The organism is Prevotella koreensis, assembly GCF_003977605.1.
GTDB lineage: Bacteria > Bacteroidota > Bacteroidia > Bacteroidales > Bacteroidaceae > Prevotella > Prevotella koreensis.
Genome location: NZ_RYYU01000001.1, coordinates 2,207,135 through 2,227,857 on the forward strand (window position 1 = coordinate 2,207,135; position 20,723 = coordinate 2,227,857).

The 20,723-nt window shown below is 43.4% G+C and carries 16 protein-coding genes and 1 pseudogene; 8 read left to right on the forward strand and 9 right to left on the reverse strand.

The window, feature by feature from the left end:
- Positions 1-60 precede the first annotated feature (60 nt).
- The gene (locus EHV08_RS09425; RefSeq protein ID WP_126679038.1) at positions 61-447 is read left to right on the forward strand and encodes a (deoxy)nucleoside triphosphate pyrophosphohydrolase; all 387 of its coding nucleotides are present in this window, start codon (positions 61-63) and stop codon (positions 445-447) included.
- Positions 448-682: 235 nt separating this feature from the next.
- On the opposite strand, the gene gdhA is transcribed toward EHV08_RS09425, so the two are convergent.
- The 4 genes from gdhA to EHV08_RS09445 form a co-directional block, all read right to left on the reverse strand.
- The gene (gene gdhA / locus EHV08_RS09430; protein WP_126679039.1) at positions 683-2,026 is read right to left on the reverse strand and encodes an NADP-specific glutamate dehydrogenase; all 1,344 of its coding nucleotides are present in this window, start codon (positions 2,024-2,026) and stop codon (positions 683-685) included.
- Between the two features lie 168 nt (positions 2,027-2,194).
- Positions 2,195-2,566: a septal ring lytic transglycosylase RlpA family protein gene (locus EHV08_RS09435; RefSeq protein ID WP_126679040.1), complete on the reverse strand. Its 372-nt coding sequence runs from the start codon at positions 2,564-2,566 to the stop codon at positions 2,195-2,197.
- Positions 2,567-2,995: 429 nt separating this feature from the next.
- Positions 2,996-4,492, reverse strand: coding sequence for a type II toxin-antitoxin system HipA family toxin (locus EHV08_RS09440; protein WP_126679041.1), 1,497 nt, complete (start codon positions 4,490-4,492; stop codon positions 2,996-2,998).
- Positions 4,489-4,806 carry a helix-turn-helix domain-containing protein gene (locus EHV08_RS09445; protein ID WP_126679042.1) on the reverse strand — a complete coding sequence of 106 codons (318 nt, stop codon included), beginning with the start codon at positions 4,804-4,806 and terminating at the stop codon, positions 4,489-4,491. Before EHV08_RS09445 ends, EHV08_RS09440 begins: the two co-directional genes overlap by 4 nt.
- An 800-nt stretch (positions 4,807-5,606) precedes the next feature.
- Here EHV08_RS09445 and EHV08_RS09450 point away from each other — a divergent pair.
- Positions 5,607-6,545 carry an IS30 family transposase gene (locus EHV08_RS09450; RefSeq protein WP_126679043.1) on the forward strand — a complete coding sequence of 313 codons (939 nt, stop codon included), beginning with the start codon at positions 5,607-5,609 and terminating at the stop codon, positions 6,543-6,545.
- Between the two features lie 77 nt (positions 6,546-6,622).
- Here EHV08_RS09450 and EHV08_RS09455 read toward each other — a convergent pair whose 3' ends face one another.
- On the reverse strand, positions 6,623-7,462 hold the full coding sequence (locus tag EHV08_RS09455; RefSeq protein ID WP_126679044.1) for an ankyrin repeat domain-containing protein: 840 nt from the start codon (positions 7,460-7,462) through the stop codon (positions 6,623-6,625).
- A 268-nt stretch (positions 7,463-7,730) separates the two neighbouring features.
- On the opposite strand from EHV08_RS09455, the pseudogene EHV08_RS09460 reads away from it, so the two are divergent.
- Positions 7,731-8,871: pseudogene (locus EHV08_RS09460) on the forward strand (IS4 family transposase).
- 588 nt (positions 8,872-9,459) lie between these two features.
- Here the strand turns inward: EHV08_RS09460 and EHV08_RS09465 are convergent.
- A complete protein-coding gene (locus tag EHV08_RS09465; RefSeq protein ID WP_126679045.1) occupies positions 9,460-10,059 on the reverse strand; it encodes an outer membrane beta-barrel protein in 600 nt (199 codons plus the stop codon).
- Between the two features lie 560 nt (positions 10,060-10,619).
- On the opposite strand from EHV08_RS09465, the gene EHV08_RS09470 reads away from it, so the two are divergent.
- From EHV08_RS09470 to EHV08_RS09485, 4 genes are all read left to right on the forward strand, one after another.
- Positions 10,620-11,459, forward strand: coding sequence for a DUF2490 domain-containing protein (locus tag EHV08_RS09470; RefSeq protein ID WP_126679046.1), 840 nt, complete (start codon positions 10,620-10,622; stop codon positions 11,457-11,459).
- Positions 11,460-11,670: 211 nt separating this feature from the next.
- On the forward strand, positions 11,671-13,473 hold the full coding sequence (locus EHV08_RS09475; protein WP_238988059.1) for a MutS-related protein: 1,803 nt from the start codon (positions 11,671-11,673) through the stop codon (positions 13,471-13,473).
- Between the two features lie 453 nt (positions 13,474-13,926).
- Positions 13,927-15,108 carry a phosphoribosylaminoimidazolecarboxamide formyltransferase gene (locus EHV08_RS09480; RefSeq protein ID WP_126679048.1) on the forward strand — a complete coding sequence of 394 codons (1,182 nt, stop codon included), beginning with the start codon at positions 13,927-13,929 and terminating at the stop codon, positions 15,106-15,108.
- Positions 15,109-15,261: 153 nt separating this feature from the next.
- Complete coding sequence (locus EHV08_RS09485; RefSeq protein ID WP_126679049.1) at positions 15,262-15,453, forward strand: hypothetical protein; 192 nt, start codon at positions 15,262-15,264, stop codon at positions 15,451-15,453.
- A 316-nt stretch (positions 15,454-15,769) separates the two neighbouring features.
- Here EHV08_RS09485 and megL read toward each other — a convergent pair whose 3' ends face one another.
- Entirely contained in the window at positions 15,770-16,969 is a 1,200-nt protein-coding gene (gene megL / locus EHV08_RS09490; protein ID WP_126679050.1) for a methionine gamma-lyase, read from the reverse strand.
- A 284-nt stretch (positions 16,970-17,253) separates the two neighbouring features.
- Here megL and EHV08_RS09495 point away from each other — a divergent pair, with 284 nt between their 5' ends.
- On the forward strand, positions 17,254-18,255 hold the full coding sequence (locus EHV08_RS09495; protein ID WP_126679051.1) for a class II fructose-bisphosphate aldolase: 1,002 nt from the start codon (positions 17,254-17,256) through the stop codon (positions 18,253-18,255).
- A gap of 566 nt (positions 18,256-18,821) precedes the next feature.
- On the opposite strand, the gene EHV08_RS09500 is transcribed toward EHV08_RS09495, so the two are convergent.
- Together EHV08_RS09500 and EHV08_RS09505 are read right to left on the reverse strand one after the other, a co-directional pair.
- Positions 18,822-19,898: a DUF4831 family protein gene (locus EHV08_RS09500; protein WP_126679052.1), complete on the reverse strand. Its 1,077-nt coding sequence runs from the start codon at positions 19,896-19,898 to the stop codon at positions 18,822-18,824.
- A 29-nt stretch (positions 19,899-19,927) separates the two neighbouring features.
- Complete coding sequence (locus EHV08_RS09505; RefSeq protein WP_126679053.1) at positions 19,928-20,662, reverse strand: DUF4831 family protein; 735 nt, start codon at positions 20,660-20,662, stop codon at positions 19,928-19,930.
- Positions 20,663-20,723: the final 61 nt, after the last annotated feature.

Sequence of the window (20,723 nt, forward strand, 5' to 3'; positions counted from 1 at the left end):
TGTAACAAAAGGAATTGATATAGTCAATGCAATAATTTAAAAGTTGGTTAATGAGTTATTATGAAACAGATAGAAGTTGTAGCAGCCATAATTCGAAAAGAGGATAAAGTCTTCGCAACACAGCGAGGGTATGGTGAGTGGAAGGACTGGTGGGAATTTCCGGGTGGAAAGATTGAGGTAGGAGAGAAACCGGAAGCGGCCTTGAAGCGAGAGATATTTGAGGAACTGTCGGCCGATATTTGTGTGGATGAATTCTTTTGTAGAGTTGAGTACGATTACACAGACTTTCATCTTACCATGAACTGCTACCTTTGTTCGATGATTTCAGAATCCTTGCATTTGAATGAACATGAGGCTGCATTATGGCTGGTGAAGGATGAATTGGACAGCATAAAATGGTTGCCGGCAGATTTGCAAGTGATTGAGAATTTGAAGTCTGTTTTATAAAACCATCAAAAAGAGAAAGCTCGTTGAAGTTGCTTGCCTTTACGATTTACACATATCCCTATAAGACTATATCGTGAGACGGTATGAAATCTCCGAATAATAGTCATTGATGATAGCAGAGAATATCTTCTTTTATTACCGGCTATTTCCCTCGGTTTATGTGCAAAAAATGTCCGAGCCAATCTCACGACTGGCTCGGACAAGAATTAAAAACATTTAGAATATAGAGTGTATTTTACACAATTCCTTGTTCTAACATTGCCTGTGCAACCTTCATGAAGCCGGCAATGTTTGCGCCCTTAACGTAGTCAACAGAGCCGTCAGGCTGTGTGCCGAACTTAACGCACTGCTCGTGGATGCTTTCCATAATCCAGTGAAGTTTTGCGTTTACCTCTTCTGCTGACCAGCTCAAGTGAGCAGCATTCTGTGTCATTTCAAGACCGGAAGTAGCAACACCACCGGCGTTTACAGCCTTACCCGGAGCGAAGAGCATACCATTGTTCTGGAAGAAATGGATAGCGCCCGGCTGGCAACCCATGTTTGAAACCTCGCAGCAGCACCAGCAGCCGTTAGCCTTCAGTTCCTTAGCATCGTCTTCGCTAAGTTCGTTCTGGAATGCACATGGGAGAGCGATGTCGCAAGGAATGCTCCAAGCTTTCTTGCCTGCGGTGAACTTAGCCTTGCCTGGGAATTTGGTTGCCATATCTTCAACCTTGTTACGGTTAGAAGCACGCATTTCGAGCATATAGTCAATCATCTCGTTTGTGATGCCTTCTGGGATTTCGCAAACACCGTCCGGTCCTGAGATTGCTACAACCTTACCACCGAGTTGGGTAGCCTTCTGTGAAGCACCCCAAGCCACGTTACCGAAGCCGGAGATAGCAATCTTCTTGCCCTTGATGTCCTTGCCGGCCTTCTTCAAAAGGTGCTCTGTGAAATAGAGTGCGCCATAACCGGTAGCCTCAGGACGGAAGATAGAACCACCCCATGTCAGACCCTTACCGGTGAGAACACCTGTGTGATACTGACGTGTAAGTTTCTGATACATACCGTTCATGTAGCCGATTTCGCGTCCACCAACACCAACGTCACCTGCAGGAATATCCTGGTCAGGACCGATATTGTGTTTCAGTTCGAGCATGAATGCCTGGCAGAAACGCATGATTTCAGCGTCAGACTTTCCTGTTGGGTCGAAGTCAGAACCACCCTTACCACCACCCATTGGGAGAGTTGTGAGGGCATTCTTGAATGTCTGCTCGAAACCGAGGAATTTCAGCATTGAAGGAGTAACGGCTTTGTGGAAGCGGAGACCACCTTTGTAAGGACCGATAGCACTGTTGAACTGTACGCGATAACCGAGGTTTGTCTGTACTTCACCATTATCATCAATCCAGTTTACGCGGAAAGTAAATATACGCTCCGGCTCAACCATTCTCTCTACGATTCTTGCTTTCTCGTACTCGGGATGCTGATTGTAAACTTCTTCGATAGACTCAAGTACTTCCTGCACTGCCTGCAAGTACTCCAACTCGCCCGGATGCTTCTGCTCCAGGGCTTGCATAATCTTTTTAACTTCCATAGTATGTATTTATTTATATTTATATAGGTTAAACTTTGACAGTTTGTCAAGTAGGTGCAGCAAAAGTAGTGGTTTTATTTGAATCCTCCAAGTAAATATAGGAAAATTTTCACTTCAATGCTGTCTTTTTGTTAAAACGGGATATAAAGTAGTGGTGGGGCTGCTATTTTACTGCTTTTTGTCACTTTCTTCTTTCATCACTTCCACCGTCACTTGCGCTACACCTTGTGCAAGCATATCTATTTCTTTTGCAGCCTGCCACGACAGATCCACTACCCAGCCTTTGGCGTATGGCCCTCGGTCGTTCACCCTTACCACCACGCTTTTTCCGTTCTTTAGGTTTGTCACTTTGAGTTTCGTTCCCATTGGGTACTTCTTGTGTGCACATACAAGTCCGTAAGCGTTGTGTCTTTCTCCGCTACTTGTTTTTCGTCCGTGCGCTTTCTGTCCGTAGTAACTTGCGATTCCCTTCTCCTGTGCACAAGCATTATTTACGCACAATGTTAGCATAAGGATAATGATACCGATAAATTTCTTCATAACTTAATTTTTTTCTCGGCTTTTTCATGCATTCCTTAAAATATTTATGGAAGCCATTTCGCCGAATTATTACTGCATAATATCTATTTTGTGCTGGGCAAAGGTAGTAATAAAATCAAACACAGCCAAGTAGTGAAATGCTATTTTATTGAAAATTAAGGAATTGCAAAGAAATGATTGGCTGGTATCAAATAGCGTGGGAGCATATTTCTTTTAAGGAGTTCAGGAGTTTTTGAAGTTCAAGAGTTCATGTGCCGTCATGTAATATTATTTAACACTATGTTGCGTAACATTGAATATGTTCTTCGGATTTGGGGTAAAATATTCTTGCTTGCAGAAATGCACAAAAACATTAATGTTTAGGTCATGATGCGCTGACCATTACTGATACAGTATTTCTTTCTGTCGTAATTTCTATTTGATAAAAGTTCATTTCTTTAGTTTGAAGTATTTCTCGACCATTGCTTTAATTTGATCGGATGAGATATTTGTCAAGCCTGTCTTTTCTATCAGTGAGAACTCTTCCTTGTTCTTGCCGATGACAAACTTGCGTTCCTTGCCATCAATATCGGCATACAGATGGTAATTACCTTTATAAGTAGCCTCTATACGCATATTCTCTATGGCATGTCCATTGATTTCGATTGCTGCTTCCGAAGTTTCTTTCTCCCACTCTCCCCATGCTTTCAGATGGTCAATGATGGTGGTTTCTACTCTGCCAATCCATTTGTCAGATACGCCGTACTTAGTAGCTACAGCGCGGAATTGCTTCAACGATGCTACAACATCACGTATGATAGTATCCGGTCGGCGAATACCATTATCATGGGCAAAGTCGATTACGTCATCACGGGTGATTCCACGAAGTTTTGCACGGATAAACATACAGTGATCCTCGTTTGGCAGATGTCCTCCTCTATCTATTATATAGGTAATGTCATAAGCAGGTGATAATTTCCATGAACCATCCTTGTTCATGATGAATGAGAAGTTCTTGTTATGATCATCCGTATTGTTCGACAAAATATTGAAGACCATTCTACGGAATACCTCCTGGCAGTCAGACTCTGGAAGATGAAGTTTACGGCAAACGGTAATCAGTTGCTCATAGCTGTCGGCATCTGGACAAATTGCGGCTAATGTCTGCGTATGAATCTTTCTCTCGCCATCACGATCAAATCGTTTTGTGACGAAATGATTATTACCTTCAACCGGATATAGTTCAGATGGCATCATGCTGATTCCTGCAGCAGTTGCCAATTCATAATAGGTCATCTCCAGTTCTGCAGAGTTGTACTCTGAATTGCCGAACTTTAGCAGATAATAGTCAAAGCCCTCCAATCCGGAAACCTGACCACTACGTATCTCGCCCGTCTTATTGTTGATGGCAAGAATTGCCTTAGGCTGACGACCACCGGCAGAGGCTCCAACAGTCAGCAAAGACTGCATGGTGATTGATTCTTCAGGCACGATACGTGCGCTCTCACGTTCGGTAAAGATGCGCTCTGCCAAGTCAGACAAGGACTTCATGTCTATTTTCTCTCCTCGTCGTTCACGGGTTGTTTCAGGCAAAAACTCTAAAGCACCCATCCCTCGTTTACCGATGAATGAGAGTTTATCAAGCGGAGTAATATCCGCACCGGCAAGGTGGTTCTGCTGACTCCAGAGGTCAAAGAGTTGATTACCCCAGGCATCAGGCAATGAATCTGCGACAAAAGCAGGAAGTTTCTGATAGATCTTGGCATCCTCACCCCAGACCGGTGCCAAAGCTCTGACGCCATCAACAGGAGCAACCAGAGGAGATACATTCAGTCCTTTCTTGATAAATTCCGGATTATAGGTGAAGTACGACAGCCTGCGACGGTCGTCCCAAGCCAATCTGCCTATTTCTTCATTCCAAAGGATTACTCTCAATAACTTTATCATATCGAATTGTTCGTGTGACGAATACGTTGTGCCTTCTTCTCATCCTTACGCATTAAATAGGGTGACTCCGGCAACTCCGGCAGCAAGTCATCCAAAGCATTAACCTGACCTACAACTTTCAGCAAAAGGATGAACGTTGACAATGAAATATTGCCTGCAGTACCATTCTCGAACTTATGGATTGTTGTCAGACCTATACCCGACTGCTCTGCGACCTCCTTCTGTGTGAGATTGCAGCGCATCCTGTATTCCTTGAAACGTGAGCCAAGCAAACGAACAAGTTCAGGTGTAGAATACTCATATAGATCTACCATAATATATGCGTTTAACCATCACTAAAGTGATGTTTACTATTGGTTTTATTACTTTATCTTCACTTTATTGAAGATTACAGGTGCAAATCTAATCTATTTTCCCGAAATGAACAATGTTTTTTCGGAAAATATGCGAAATATGAGAGATATTTAACTATAAATCATTGTAATAAGTCATTTTTAAGGAACGACTATTGTAACATAATGTTACAAAACATTGCATATGCTCGGCAAGTTCATAATAAGAGTTCATCATAAAATTTGAAGATTTGCGGAATTTGTTGTCTCTTTATGGTATTCTAAATCAACAAAATATAAACAAAATCCACTATGATTACCGAGGACAAAGTTTTCCACTTTGTTCAAGGAAACTCTAAAAATTTTCTGTATAATTGATGAATATAACAATAATTTTAATGCAGAATTTGATAAAAATCTGTTTTGCTATCGTTTGATGCCATCAGCAGGTACTATCGTAACAGCAAAGGTCAGATGTCATAAAGTGTGGGGGCGTTGTGGTGTGCCCTCATTTCGACACTTGTCTTTCCATAAAATTAGTTGACTTTACGGCTCAACTTATTTTGGGAAAAGACTGATGGAGATTGTTTATCCATCCTTACCTCCTGTAAGTTCAAAAACGAAGTGCAATAAAAAAGTGATCCTCGCCGAGAGATGCAGACGTTCTCGAAGCGTAGCGAGAGGTTGTCTGCATCTCTCGGCGAGGAAAAAGAGCCAATCAGCAATACAAATATAAAAGGGAGACCGAAATCTCCCAAAGATTAACTAACTTTGTATTGCAAATGTATCATCAATTAATCTCGGAGCAAAGGTCGCAAATTTTTGCCTTACTCCAAAAGAAAACAGCGAGAAAAGAAATTGCCGACATCGTCGGCATCAGTAAGTCAACACTGTCACGTGAAATCAAACGCAATAGCACGCCATCGGGAAAGTATATTTGGACGAGGGCACACGATATGGCTATGCAGCGCAGAAAGAGAACGGTAACAAACGCCAAACTCTCCGACGAATTAGTCCGGAGAATCAAGGAAGATATTACCAACTACCGGTGGTCTCCAAGACAAATATCAGGGTATCTGCGCATAAATGAGGGGATAAAGGTGTCCCACCGGTCCATCTATAACATCATACACAATGACACAACAGGGAAACTTGCCGAACACACAAGACATAAGATGAAATACAGGCATCGGCCCAAGGGCGGACATCTTCCAATCAAGGACAGGGTGAGCATACATGAAAGAAGTAAGGAAGTTGATGGGAAAAGATTCGGAGATTTTGAGATGGATTTAATCGTCGATCCTAACCAAAACGCCATACTCACACCGGTGGAGAAATCCACCAATATGTTGCTTATGCAGAAACTGCCATTTGGGAAGCAGTCAAAGCCTCCGGCAAAGGTGGTTAGAAAACTGCTGCTACCATACAAGGACTACCTGAAGACCATTACAACTGATAATGGACCGGAATTTGCGGCACATAAGGACATCACGAAATATTTGGGAGAACCTGTGTACTTCGCTGATCCATATTGTTCATGGCAAAAGGGAACGGTTGAGAATACAAACAAGTTAATAAGACAATATATACCGAAAAAGGATTCGTTTGACCAATATACGGACAAGAGAATTATGTCGATACAAAAGAAATTGAACGAAAGACCGAGAGAAAAATTAAACTTTTCTACACCAAAGTGCGAGTTCTTCAAACATGTTTTGTAATTTTGCACTTGGTGGTTGACTCTACATATCTTAAAACCATAAACCGTAAAAATGCAATGAAAATCCAGAAACCTTTGTTATTCTCCAGACTGCTCCGTGCTTTCAGGCTCAATTGATTTCTTCTTAATACGATAGGGGAATTTCACACCACGCTTTTCAAGTCTTCGCTTTATCTCTTGCGCCATCTTTCCGTGCTCAGCGTTTAGGTCAAAACCCTCATCGTAGTATCTTTGTAAAGAAGAAGCAACATTATCGGCAGGATCTGCGCTAGCCATAGGGTCTGCTCCAACATCCAACAGGAAGAGCACGATATCCCATTCATACATAAACGCCCGTCCACAGATTACAGGTGTTGGGTTATTACCGCAATTAAGATCTATACCTTGTTCAACTAAATATTTTATCTTTTCTTTTCCCTGTATCTCATCTCGAACAGCAGTCCAAAGAGGGCTGATATAGGTAGTATCATTTACATTTGCCCCATATTTTACGAATAGTTTCATATATCTGATATGATAAGCCTTGTATGCGGAATATTCCAAGCACACACCTTCACTCTCATCATCGCTATATCCTTTTTTATGTAATTTGGGGTGAGTATAGAATACACTGTGAATATTTGGGTCTGCACCATTCTCCAACAATAATTTCACCATGTTGTAGTCTGTGTTCAACAAGGCGTAAAAAAGATACGTCATACCGCCTTTACTGACATGGTTCAGGTCTATACCTTTTTTAATCATATGATTTACGTCAGAATAACTACCTTCATATATAGCAGTGGCCATCTCCAGTTCCGTACCATCGGGGAAATAAATCTCTGGCGGAGGGGGATTTATTTTATATGATCTTCTTAATAGAGAATCACAACTTGCTAATAATACTGATATAACAACTAAAGCAATTATCTTTTTCATAAAGTATATTATGATTGTTATTTATACGAGAGTCCGGAATAAAAAATCATCACACATTTGGCCTTCTACAGAAATTGATGTATCATTAAAGCACTTTAAATCATCAAGATACATACAAAACCCGTCGTTATTACCGAGTACAAAGTTAATGAAATTTTCTGTATTAACCCAATAGTGTCCTAAATAATTTTCAAAAAATGAAGGAAGTTGTTTTCAATAATTCAAAAAAGTATTATCTTAGTGTTCTCTCAAAACCAAAACTTCCTTCATGGCAAAGATAACACTTTTCGCTCAACTAATCCAACAATTACCAAAAGATTTAATCAAATCTCTGATTAAAAAGCATGGAACAGACAAACATCCCAAGGGTTTTAAACATAATGTCACCTTGTGAGCATGATATTCTGTAAGTTCGCCGACAGCGTATCCGTCCGTGAGATAAGCAACGGTCTCCACTACACCAATGGCAACCTGAATCATTTGGGTATCCTTCGCGCTCCCTCCAAGTCAAACATCGCTTACCAGAATGAGGAAACACTCCTGCGCGTTCTTTCGTGAATACTATTACAAGTTGCTGAATTATTTCATACAGCAGATTCGATTCTCCAGACATAAGTTCCGACTAAAGAATGCTGTCTATGTCATTGATTCCACAATTATCACCCATTGTGTCAAGGTATACAATTGGGCGCACTACACCCATTCAAAGGAAACCGTGAAACTGCTAACGTTATTGAATTTCATGACGCTGCTTCCTGAATATGTGCATATTACGGATGGAAAGGTGGCAGATAATACTGCCGCAAGGCATGTAGAGGTGAAGCCCGGCAGTATCGTTGTGAGCGACCGAGGATACTTTTACACTCGTCTTCCGAACATTTGGGACAGCATCAAGGTGTTCTTTGTAGTCAGAGTCAGGGACAACCCAGTTTATAAGCGAATTGAAGAGCGTGAATTGTCTGACAACGCTTACCCGGAAGTACTCATTGATGAGATAGTGATACTCAAAGGAAACAAAACAGCCGAACAATACCCCAAGCCCATACGGAGAATTGCCGTGTACAATACCGAACACGGATTTATAATAGAACTACTCACCAACAACATGAAACTTTCCGCAGGAACAATTGTCGGATTGTACAAAGCAAGATGGGATATTGAGGTCTTCTTCCGAAACCTAAAGCAGAACTTTCATATAAAGAGTTTTGTCGGAACATCATCCAATGCCGTAGAGATACAGATATGGACGGCACTCATCACAATATTGCTCTTTGCCGTGCTTCAAACAGCAGGCAACATACAAATGGCATTTCTCGAATCTTGTTTCATCGCTAAGGCTCAACACATTTACGAAAATCGACCAGTATCAATGGATTAACAAGCCATTCACACCACCGCCTGAGAACTAATTTGAAACATAGGGGGGTATGTGCTGTTTAACGTTGGAACAAAATATGTCAAATCATATGATTTGATGCAACTTTGTATGCGTTTTAACAAAAATTATTTAGGATACTATTGGATAAAAACCCATAATTAAATTTGGTAATCTGTGGAAATTATTCTGTCTTTATGGTATTTTTAATCAATAAAATACAAATAAAATCCGCTATGATTAACGAGGACAAAGGTATAGATTTTTCTGTATTAGCGATTAATTTAACAAGAATTTTAATGCAGAACTTGATAAAAAACTGTTTTGCCATAGTTTGATGGTATTGGCAGGTACTATTGTAACTGTTAAGGTCAGATTTAATAATGTGTGTTACGCAGTTGTGTTGTGTCGCCATTTCGGAATTTTTTGTCTGCTTTTTCTTTCATAACAAATCGAAGGTATTAATGGTGCAAGTGAATAAAAAACGAGATAGTTGGGGCTCTTTTATTTGATGGAACTTATTCCTAACTCGCGTATATACTATTTTTAAAAGCATTAGTATGTTGTAAATTCTCACACTTTTTATTCCGTATTAATCCTAAACTCCTTAAAATTTTCTGCGTCAAAAACAAAACTTTCCCGTTGCCATTATATCATGAAGGCGGATTGTACCTGTTGTAATTCCGTGGCCATCTCGTACGTTCATCAGTCCGATATTTCCTTCGAGGCCAATTCTCCATTTCCCCATCTTATACATTACGCTTGGTTGTATTCCGAAGTTGAATTTCTTTGCCACGTTCAATCCGTTGAGAGGGTGTCTTGGGTCGTGGTCTATATAATATTCAGAACCGCTAACGCAGAAAGAGAATACCGGTCCGAGACCCAATATCCATTTCTTGTTCTTGGCAATACCATGCCATTGCACTATCAAGGGGATGTCAATATACTCAAAATCATCTATCTGTGATCCAACCTCTCCCGATCTGAAGATGCCCGTCATAAGCCCTCGCCATGCTATTCCCGGCATGACAGATAGTTTCTCGTTGATATGGTAGTTCAGCCCATATCCGATTTTCGATGATAGTCCGGTTTCGCTGCCATAGTCATTGTCCTCTACAAAGAGTCCCGCTCCGGTGTAAATGTTGTGTTCCCAACGTTTCTCTTGTGCCGATACGGTTGTCGTGATTGCCAATATTGTCAGCGCTGCAAACAGTTTCTTCATAATAGTGATATTTATAATTATTAATGGTTAATTTCTTATATGTATAATATGGTATATGTGGAAAAATTGCATTTCGTGCCTGTCTTTTTTGTACTTTTTAATTTGCAGTGGGTGCAAAGGAATTGTTCTGTTTTGCAAAATGGGCGATTTTGCTGACCAATTTCGCCTGTTTTGGTTTGCAATTTGGGCGAATTTGCAGAGTAATTTGGGCGAAATTGCTGAGGCGTATTGTAGCAAGTATATGTTTGTAAGGCATTTCCGGTGTTTCATTTCGGTTAGAAAACGTTAATATTGACAATCGGGACATTGAAAGTAATAAGAAAAGGCGTATTTTTGCAAGACATTAAACTTCAGTCGTTCATTAGGACGCATTTGATTGTATTTGCTATTGTCGGCATACTTTCCTACTGCTTTAGTACGCTTGTCGGCATCTGCACTGGTATTACTTCTCGACGTAACCCGCTAAGAATTCGATGAAACGTCAGCACATCTGTTCGACAATCGAACAAAATAAGTTAAGGACTATAATTACTGATTGGGGTTTAACATGAATATCAATAATGAGAAGAATGTGGGATAAACAATTTTTCGGTAGCAAGAAATTGTGCCTCAATGATTATGTTCCGGGGCTGTCGAAACTTATGATACCAATCAAAAAGTTTCTCGGAAAGGTGTTGATGATGTTGGTTGCAGTGTCTTTCGCCATACCGTCAGTGGCGCAGGGCAACTCGGAAACCGGATTATGGACGAGCATAGAGGTGGAGAAGAAACTCGACGAACGCTTCTCTGTTGTCGGCGAGACCGAACTGCGGTTTCGTGGTAATCTGCGTAAGGCCGACAGATGGTCTGTTGCGGGAGGGGTGGAATACAAGTTGTCGGAATGGCTGAAAGTTGATGCCGGGTATAAGTTCATCAGTAGTTATAAAGCCGCCGAAACAAAAATGAAAGACAATGGTGTGGATATTCTTAAACGTACAGCCTCTTACCGCGATTCGCGTCATCGTCTTTATGCATCGGTCGTCGGTTCGTTGGATGCCGCTCGTTTCGGCTTCTCGCTGCGCGAACGATGGGAGTACACTCGCAACTGTGCAGCCAATGTTGACAGTTACGACTACGATGAGAACCGTTGGGAAACAAGAGTGAAGGACGGAAAGGCGAAACATACGTTGCGCTCTCGCTTACAAATGGAATACGACATTCCGTCGTGCGAAATCACTCCGTATGCCGATGTCGAGGTTTACAGCGTAAAAGGAGGTACTGACAAGTTGCGCTACACCGTGGGAGCCGATTGGAAGATGAATCGGAAAAACCGTTTTTCGCTATTTTATCGCTACATTGACGAGAAAGGTGACGACTTGAATGAGCACATTGTCGGAGTGGGGTATAATTATCGTTTTTGATGTTTTCCAATCGTTATGTTGTTGATATACGTCAAGAAAAAAGCTGTTGTTGATATTATTTCGTAAGAATACTTGCATTTGTGTGCGAAAACAAATACCTTTGCATCGTGTTTTTCATAGTATTAGATTTAAGGTTAACAAAAAGGTTGGAGTACAGCGGTACTCCTTTTTTATGTACCTACTTCTGTAATGCAAGACTACTGTTATGAAAATGAATAAAGAAAAGAAAGAAATAAAAGAATATTATATCAAGAGAGCAAGCCGGCTGTCAGAAGAAATAAGCGTTAGGAAAACCCGCAACAGAGCGTTTGTCGGCGGTGAACTGCTGGCCTTCTGTTCGGCAGTGGCGGCTTTTGTGGCGTGGGCATCGGGCGGACTGCACGCACCGATGTTGTTGCTCGGCTTCGCACTGATTGCTGTGTATGCCGTGGTTCGCCGTTTCGACACTGCCAATATGCGCGAAACGGAGCATTTGGAGGCACTTCGCGCTTATTATATAAAGGAGAAAGAAGCATTGGAAGGCAAGTTCTCATCGTTCGATGACGGTAGTCGCTTTGCCGACACGTATCATGCGTTCTCTTTCGACCTTGACATTTTCGGAGCAGAATCGCTCTTTCAGCGCATCAGTCGTTGTGTCACACCGGGCGGCTCGGAACGCCTTGCTGCACGCCTGTCAATGCTTCCGCATGACAAAGACACAATTCTTGCACGCCAGCAAGCGATAACAGAAATGGCGGAAATGGAGTCGTGGCGTGCCGAATGGAATAGTAACGCAACCGCAAACACGCACAACTCGCTCCACACTCATCATTCAACCCTCACCGCTCAACCGTCCTCGTTCCTTGAGCGACGCTCTACCTTAATCCTCGCAAATCTCATTATTCTCGGTTTCTTCGCTTCCGTGACACTTGCTTTCGTCGGTGTTGTTCCGTCGTCGGTGCCCACGCTTTGGGCCGTTATCCAACTTGGGGCAGTCATCGGGGCTACAAGTTCATCGTTGAAACGCATCAGTGCCGGCGGCGAGAAACTGTTGCGCGGACTTCGTGGATATATACCCTTGGTGCGTCTTGCCGACGATGCCGGTTTCAAGAGTCGGCTGCTGCTCTCGTTGCAACAAGAACTGAAAGGCGATGCCAATGCACTTGAGGCGTTTGGCGAACTGCGCCGGATACTCGATGGCTATGACCGCAGAGGGAATATCCTCGGCATGGTGCTTTTCAATATCCTTTTCATGAGCGACTTTTTCCTTGTTCGCCGCTATCATAAGTGGTACGACCGCTATGCCGACTGTGTAGAGCGGTGGCTCGATGCGCTTTCAGAGATAGACGCATTGGTGTCGATGTCAACTTTCATATACAATCATCCCGACACCACCATGCCGAAAATAGCAGAGGGCGACAAGGTGGTTTATGAAGCCCGTGGTCTCCGTCATCCTTTCCTCGGAGACGATGCCGTGAGCAACGATTTCATGGTATGCGACCGAAACTATTACATCATAACCGGTGCCAACATGGCAGGAAAGAGCACTTTCTTGCGTGCCATTGGTGTGAATTATGTGTTGGCAATGGCCGGAATGTCGGTCTTTGCCACCGATATGACTGTCGGCGTGTTCAATCTTTTCACCTCAATGCGCACCACCGACGACCTGCAGCATGGCATAAGTTATTTCAATGCCGAACTGTTGAGACTGAAACAACTGCTTGGCAGCGTCAACGAAAACCCTCCGTGCACCTTGATAATACTCGACGAGATACTTAAAGGCACCAATTCGCTCGACAAACTCAACGGCTCGCGCATGTTCCTTGAAGCGGTCAGCAGTCTTCCGGTGAGCGGAGTAATCGCCACGCACGACCTCGAACTTTCTCGCATGGCCGACGCGAGCGAGCGTTTCCACAACCATTGTTTTGAGATAGAACTCGGCGAAAGTGTCACATACAGTTATAAAATCACGCCCGGAGTGGCAAAAAATCAGAATGCCACCTATCTGCTGAAGCGTATCCTGAATGGCGAATAAGTAACAAACAACCTCGTGTAAAATATCAATTAATAACTAAAAAGTGCGATTAAAATATGGTTTATAACTTGTTTTCGCGCCCAAATGGTTGATTTAAGTCAATAAAGTGATATCTTCTTACGATTTGTTATAAAAATATTTGCACTGTATTGATATTGTCATTACCTTTGCAACGTGTTTTTCATAGTATTAGATTTAAGGTTAACAAGATTGGAGTACAGCGGTACTCCTTTTTCTTTTTTATACACCCCATGTCACATTGGTTTTTATGGGGAGTGTCGTTGAGACTGCTCCGGTATGACGGAAGTTGCGGGAATGATGCTTTGAAAAACAATTCGTTGAAAATAATATAATATTGACGGTAAAACAGAAAAAAACTGCCGAAAGGCGTGAAATTAGCAATTTTATTATTAATTTCGCACCACAAATAATCAAAGTATTTAAATTTCGAGAATGAAAGAACTATCATTGAAGTACGGATGCAACCCCAATCAGAAGCCTTCGCGCATATATATGCAGGAAGGGGAGTTGCCAATCGAGATAATGAACGGTCGTCCCGGATACATCAATTTCCTTGATGCGTTGAATTCTTGGCAGTTGGTGAAAGAACTGAAAGCGGCGACAGGATTGCCCGCAGCGGCTTCGTTCAAGCATGTTTCGCCTGCCGGAGCAGCGGTGGGACTGCCTTTGAGCGACACCCTGAAGAAGATTTATTTCGTTGACGACTTGAATATGGAACTCTCGCCGATAGCATGTGCGTATGCAAGAGCACGCGGAGCCGACCGCATGAGTTCGTATGGCGACTTCGTGGCACTTAGCGATACCTGCGATGCTGCGGTGGCAACGCTTCTAAAACGAGAGGTAAGCGACGGTGTGATTGCTCCCGACTTCACCGAAGAGGCTTTGCAAATATTGCGTGACAAGCGTAAGGGTACGTACAATGTGATAAAGATAGACCCGATGTATGTGCCTGCACCGGTGGAAACGAAACAATGTTTCGGTATCACGTTCGAGCAGGGACGCAACGAAATACGTCTTGACGACCCCGCGCTTTTCGAGAATATCCCAACACGCAACAAGACCTTTGACGATGAGGCACGTCGCGACCTTGTCATCGCACTGATAACACTGAAATACACGCAGAGTAACTCGGTGTGTTATGTTAAGGACGGACAAGCAATAGGAATAGGTGCCGGTCAGCAGAGCAGAATACACTGTACGCGACTTGCGGGTAACAAGGCGGACATCTGGTGGTTGCGACAGCATCCGAAAGTGATGGCATTGCCGTTCGTGAAAAACATACGCCGTGCCGACCGCGACAACACCATAGACGTGTATCTGAGCGACGATAGCGACGATGTTCTGCGCGACGGAATGTGGCAGATGTTCTTCAGTGAGAGACCGGAACCGCTTTCGCGAGAGGAGAAAAAGGAGTGGATAGCCCACTTGACGGGAGTATCTCTTGGCAGCGATGCCTTCTTCCCATTCGGCGACAATATCGAACGTGCCCACAAGAGCGGTGTGAAGTATATCGCACAGGCTGGTGGTTCGGTGCGCGACGACAATGTTATAGAGACCTGCGACAAGTATGACATCGCTTGTGCGTTCACGTCAGTGAGGTTGTTCCATCATTGATTGAGAGGGAAGTTGGGCTTATGGCTTAAAATATCGACATCAATGCAGAGCATGGACAAGATGTTATGCCATGACACGTCGAGGTTTGAATAACCGTTTGAGGTGCCCCACTACCGATTATTAATTCATATTTAACATTATATTTAACGTAAGATGAGCGATTTCGACGACATATTGATTAATGGCATAAAGTTCGGAAAAGGCGGCCCTAAGAAAGCCGTTGAAGAGAAAGTGAAGACAAAGGCCAAGAAAAAGAAGTACGTTACAGGTGCTCATGGCAGTGGTTCGGCTATGCAGAAAGCGAAATATCGTGAGCAGAGAGCCAACAGGCGCAAGGGCAAGTAACGGCTTGATGCCTCCGGAAAACAAAACAAGCAATGCGCTGCATCACCGCAGCACATTGCCATCTGAAATAGAATCTAAGTTTTAACTCATTTTGTCATGATAAGGAGCGTTTATCATGCGTTCTTATTTATATAATGCAGAATGTGCGAAATATTGCATGTGGAAACATAAAAAAATCTCTTTGATAATTGACTAGATAGAATTAAGGCAGGCAAACAATAGTGTTTACCTGCCTTTTTCATGCCCAATAGGGGCGTTGGTGTTTATTGCTTGGGATGCCGATGCACTTCTATGTTGCTCGGCTATCACACCAATATTAAATCTTCTGGAAAGCCTTTTCGAGGTCTGCGATGATGTCTTCTGCATCCTCAAGACCTATGGAGAGTCGCACGAGTCCTTCCGGGATGTTAGATGCGGCACGCTCTTCCGGTGTGTATGGAGAGTGAGTCATTGATGCAGGGTGCTCTATAAGTGTCTCGGTGTCGCCAAGACTTACAGCCAAAGAGCAGAGGTGAACGTTGTTGATGAGGTTGCGTCCGGCCTCCAAGCCACCCTTCACCTCGAATGCAATCATCGATCCCGGTTTCTTCATGTATTTCTTCGCAAGGTCATATTGCGGGAAACTCTTCAGTCCCGGGTATGCAATGCTTTCCACCTTCGGATGTTTCTCAAGATATTCTGCCACTTTCTGTGCGTTCTCGCAGTGACGATCCATGCGCACGTGCAGTGTTTTCAGTCCGCGGTTGATGAGGAAAGCCTCGAACGGACCGAGCACAGAGCCGGTGAGATCCTTTATTCCAAGGAGTCTTACTTGGTCGATATATTCCTTTGTTCCTACCACGAATCCGGCGATAACGTCACCATGACCGTTGAGGAATTTCGTTGCCGAGTGTACTACCATATCTGCACCATGCTCCAATGGGCGGCATAGATAAGGCGTGCAGAAAGTGTTATCCACCATTAGGCGGCAACCCTCATGACGGTGAGTGATTTCAGCAATTGCCTCTATGTCGGCAACGTGCATGTTAGGATTGGCCGGAGTTTCTACATATACCAACTTGGTGTTCGGGCGCATTGCCTTCTCCACCTCTTTCGGATCGCGCATATCGACGAACGAAACTTCTACTCCGTAACGCTTCAATCCATGCTCCATGAATGCGTATGTGCAACCATAGAGTGTTTTTCCGGCAACGATATGGTCGCCGGCCTGCACGCATACCCATATTGCAGATGTGATGGCACCCATTCCTGAAGATGCGCTGACGCATGCTTCTGCTCCCTCAAGCGATGCCACCTTCTGTTCTACGGCATTACATGTGGGGTTTCCAAGACGGGTGTAGATGTATCCTTCCTCCTCAAGAGCGAAGCGACGACCGCCCTGCTCGGCATTCTCAAATATGAAAGTGGATGTCTGATAAATTGGCACGGCCAGTGTTCCATACATGTTTTTCTCTGCACCGACGTGTACTGCTCTTGTCGCAAATCCTGATTTTGCAATTTCTTCTGTTGTCAACATAGTTATTTTGATTTAAGATTATAAATTGGTTATAATTGTTTATTCCATGTTTTTTTCGAGGCGTGCGGGCACACCAAGTCCTTATCTTATAAAATAACGCGCTTTTATACAAATTATTATAAACAGGTGTTTTTAAATAATTGTATATGGCTTTAATGTTTTCTGCACAGAATATTCAAATGGCTATAAAAAAACATTGAAACTCTTTGCAAAGACAAAATAAAGTGCTATCTTTGCAAAAAATAACGATAAACGGGATATCAACTTATTAAATAGTTCTTATTATGGTAAATTACAAAGATCTTGGTCTTGTGAACACTCGTGAAATGTTCAGTAAGGCCGTTGCTGGCGGATATGCAATCCCAGCATTCAATTTCAATAATATGGAGCAGATGCAGGCAATCGTTCAGGCTGCTGTTGAGACAAAATCTCCTGTAATAATGCAGGTGTCTAAGGGTGCGCGCAACTATGCCAACGCAACTATTCTCCGCTACATGGCTGAGGGTGCTGTGGCATACGCCAAGGAATTGGGTTGCGAGAAGCCGGAAATTGTGCTTCATCTCGACCATGGAGATACTTTCGAGATTTGCAAAGACTGTATTGACTGTGGTTTTTCGAGCGTGATGTATGACGGTTCTGCACTTCCTTTCGAGGAGAACATTGCCATCACACGTCAGGTTGTGGAGTATGCTCATAAGTATGACGTAACTGTTGAGGCAGAACTCGGTGTCCTTGCCGGTGTTGAGGATGACGTGGTTGCAGAAGAGAGCCACTATACCAAACCGGAAGAGGTTATCGAATTTGCTACCCGCACGGGTTGTGACTCGCTCGCCATATCTATAGGAACAAGCCACGGAGCATATAAGTTCAAGCCGGAGCAGTGCACACGCGACCCGAAGACCGGTCGTCTGATTCCTCCTCCATTGGCTTTCGACGTTCTTGCAGAGATAGAGAAGAAACTCCCGGGTTTCCCAATCGTTCTTCATGGTTCTTCTTCTGTTCCGGAGGAGGAAGTAGAGACTATCAACAAGTACGGCGGTAACCTGCCCGATGCTGTTGGTATTCCTGAAGAGCAGTTGCGTAAGGCAGCAAAGAGTGCCGTTTGCAAAATCAACATCGACTCTGACAGCCGTTTGGCTATGACTGCTGCAGTGCGCAAGCATCTTGCCGAACACCCTGATCATTTTGACCCACGTCAGTATCTGAAGCCTGCACGTGAGAGCATGAAGAATATGTATGTTCATAAGATTGTGAATGTGCTCGGTTCTGATGGCAAACTCGGATAATGCACATCTGATAATACACGGCCGTTGAAGGCTTACAAGATAAGTCCCTGTCCCTCGTATGAGGAGCAGGGACTTTATCTTGTTATTCCGCTTTTTCGATCTCTCCAAAACCACTTCTGTCCCATGTTTTTAGTGCAACAACAGTTGGTTGAACACAAGAATAGGGCGATGACGGAACCTCTGCTTACGAATGTCAGGCTGTGGTTAGGGTGGGGGAGCAAGCATATTTTTGATATGATGGTTTGTGGTTAATGGTAAACGAGTGCATAATAGGATATGAAATGGAAAGCAAAATCGCCGATTTTGCTGACCAATTTCGCCGATTTTGCTTTCATGAGAATATTCTCTTGCATAGCGATAGCAGTGCCGTTGTAATGTAGAAAGCAACATCTCTTTCACCCCTTTCGCTTTTGGTAAATTCTTTTCTCTTGTTTGTAGGCGTTCTTTGTTTATCAATGTGTAAACAATGTATATGTGGATAAAAAAGAAGGGACTCGCTGCCTCGCGCAGAAAGTCCCGGGTTGTGTTTTCGTAATATTTGATAAAAGGTAAATTCTTCTTTATTTTTATTTCTTCAATAATTCTGTTTTGATGGTTTCCACCGCACCTGTCGTCGGGTTAAGAGTCAGTTCGGTGCGCATTTTCTTGTTGAACAGTTCGCCGCTAAGATTGATAAGCGTACCGAATTGCGCTGCAAAGAACTCGTATGGCGTGGCCAACAGACTGTTTGACAATGAGCGTATAGTGGCTCGTGCCTTGCCCGGCAGCACCACGCGCAGGCCGATGTCGTCCTTTGACGGTTTGAGGGCTGCGAACGGTAAATCCGGTTCGGGCATCTGTTCTTTCAAGTCCTCTATGTCTATATAATAAGGAGAGCCGGCGAGGTCGTCTGCATCGAGCATACCAAGTTTCTCGGAAAAGCGGAACAATATTTGGTCGCTTACCTCGGCATTGGGCACGTAGCGTATCACGGTCTGCATGGTGTCGCAGGTCGTGGTGCCACAGAACATCTGCATCAGAGCCTGTTCTTGCGTGTCCATAAGTTGCAGCATCAGTCTGAGTTGTTCGCCATCTTTCGGCATAAAGTCGGCTTGTCCGCGTGTCACTTCGTTTCTGCTGTCACGAATATCATATATTTCGTGAGCCGTAAGTTCTGCCATCTTCGCCTTACTCCCTGCTGCCAGTATCTCCTGATTGAGGAATTTGCGTGGGTCTTGCTTTGCCGGTGCCTGCCATTTTGTGAAAGGTACAAACTCTTTCACGGCTCTTCCCTCGGCGTTTATCGCCGTGAGTATGCCACTGCGGTCAATCTCTGCATGGTTTATCGAGTGCTTCGCGTCTGCTTTAAGCACAAAGAAACGTGCCGTATCCCTCACAGCCTCCGTGCCAACGGATATGCTCAGAATCCTGTATCGCTCGCTTTTCGTCTGCGGTGCGTCATTCTTTTTCAGGTATCTTTCTGCATATATGCACAGTTCTCCGGGCGTTACCGTTGTCTTTTCCACGAGTACACTCAGTCTTAGAGATGTCTTCGGGAGGAAATACGAATACCCCTCTTGTGGCAGTTCTTCTGTCTGTGCCTTTGCCGTTGCGGCTATAAGTAATGCTGCGACAAATGCCATTGCAGCGACAATCTTGTTCATCTTTTAATCCCTTTGTTTCTTTTTTGCTTTTATTTCAGCAACTTTATTCCTCCCGTAATAGGACTCAATTCGAGAGTGAAGTCACTGTCTTTTGAAAAGAATTTGCTGTCTATCGCCTCCACTCGTCCGAATTGTCCGAGATATAGTTCTTGAGATGATATGAAGTTTTCACCCTTTTCGATAATCATTGTTGCCTTACCCGGCAGGTTCACGTTGATGTTGGGGTTGTCTTTTCCGGCCTTGCTCATCTTGACAGTTGCCTGTGGGTTGTATATATCGTGATTGTCTTTTATTGTAAGGTAGTAGGTTTTGGCAGGGTCTCCTTCTCCTATGAACACTCCTTGGTCGGAGATTAGGTGGCAGAGAGGCACACGTTCCACTTCCTTTACAGGGACATAAATCACTGATATTTCAACGATATCGGGTTGTGACGATGTTCTTTCTTTTATTTCCTTTGCTTTTTCATGTTTCGGTTGTGTCACATTCTTGTTCACGCCGAGCAGTATGCCTTCGTCACTCTTGCAGATATATTCTATCGAGTTCTTCTTGTTGATTACCGCCTTGTAGTGTTTTGACTCGTCCGGCAGGCCGAACAGTGATGTTCTGACGCTGACAAATGCGTATTCTGTATTATCAATCGGTCCTTTACGTGATACCTCAAATATGAACTCTATTCCCGTCATGGGCAGGTAGTAGTCCTTGCCCTGTGCCTTTGTGCACAAGGTTGCCAACATCATTGTCAATGATAATATTAATTTTTTCATATCATATATATTTTAGTCGTTAAGTATATTTTATCGTAATATTTTTCTTCTTTTTTCTTTC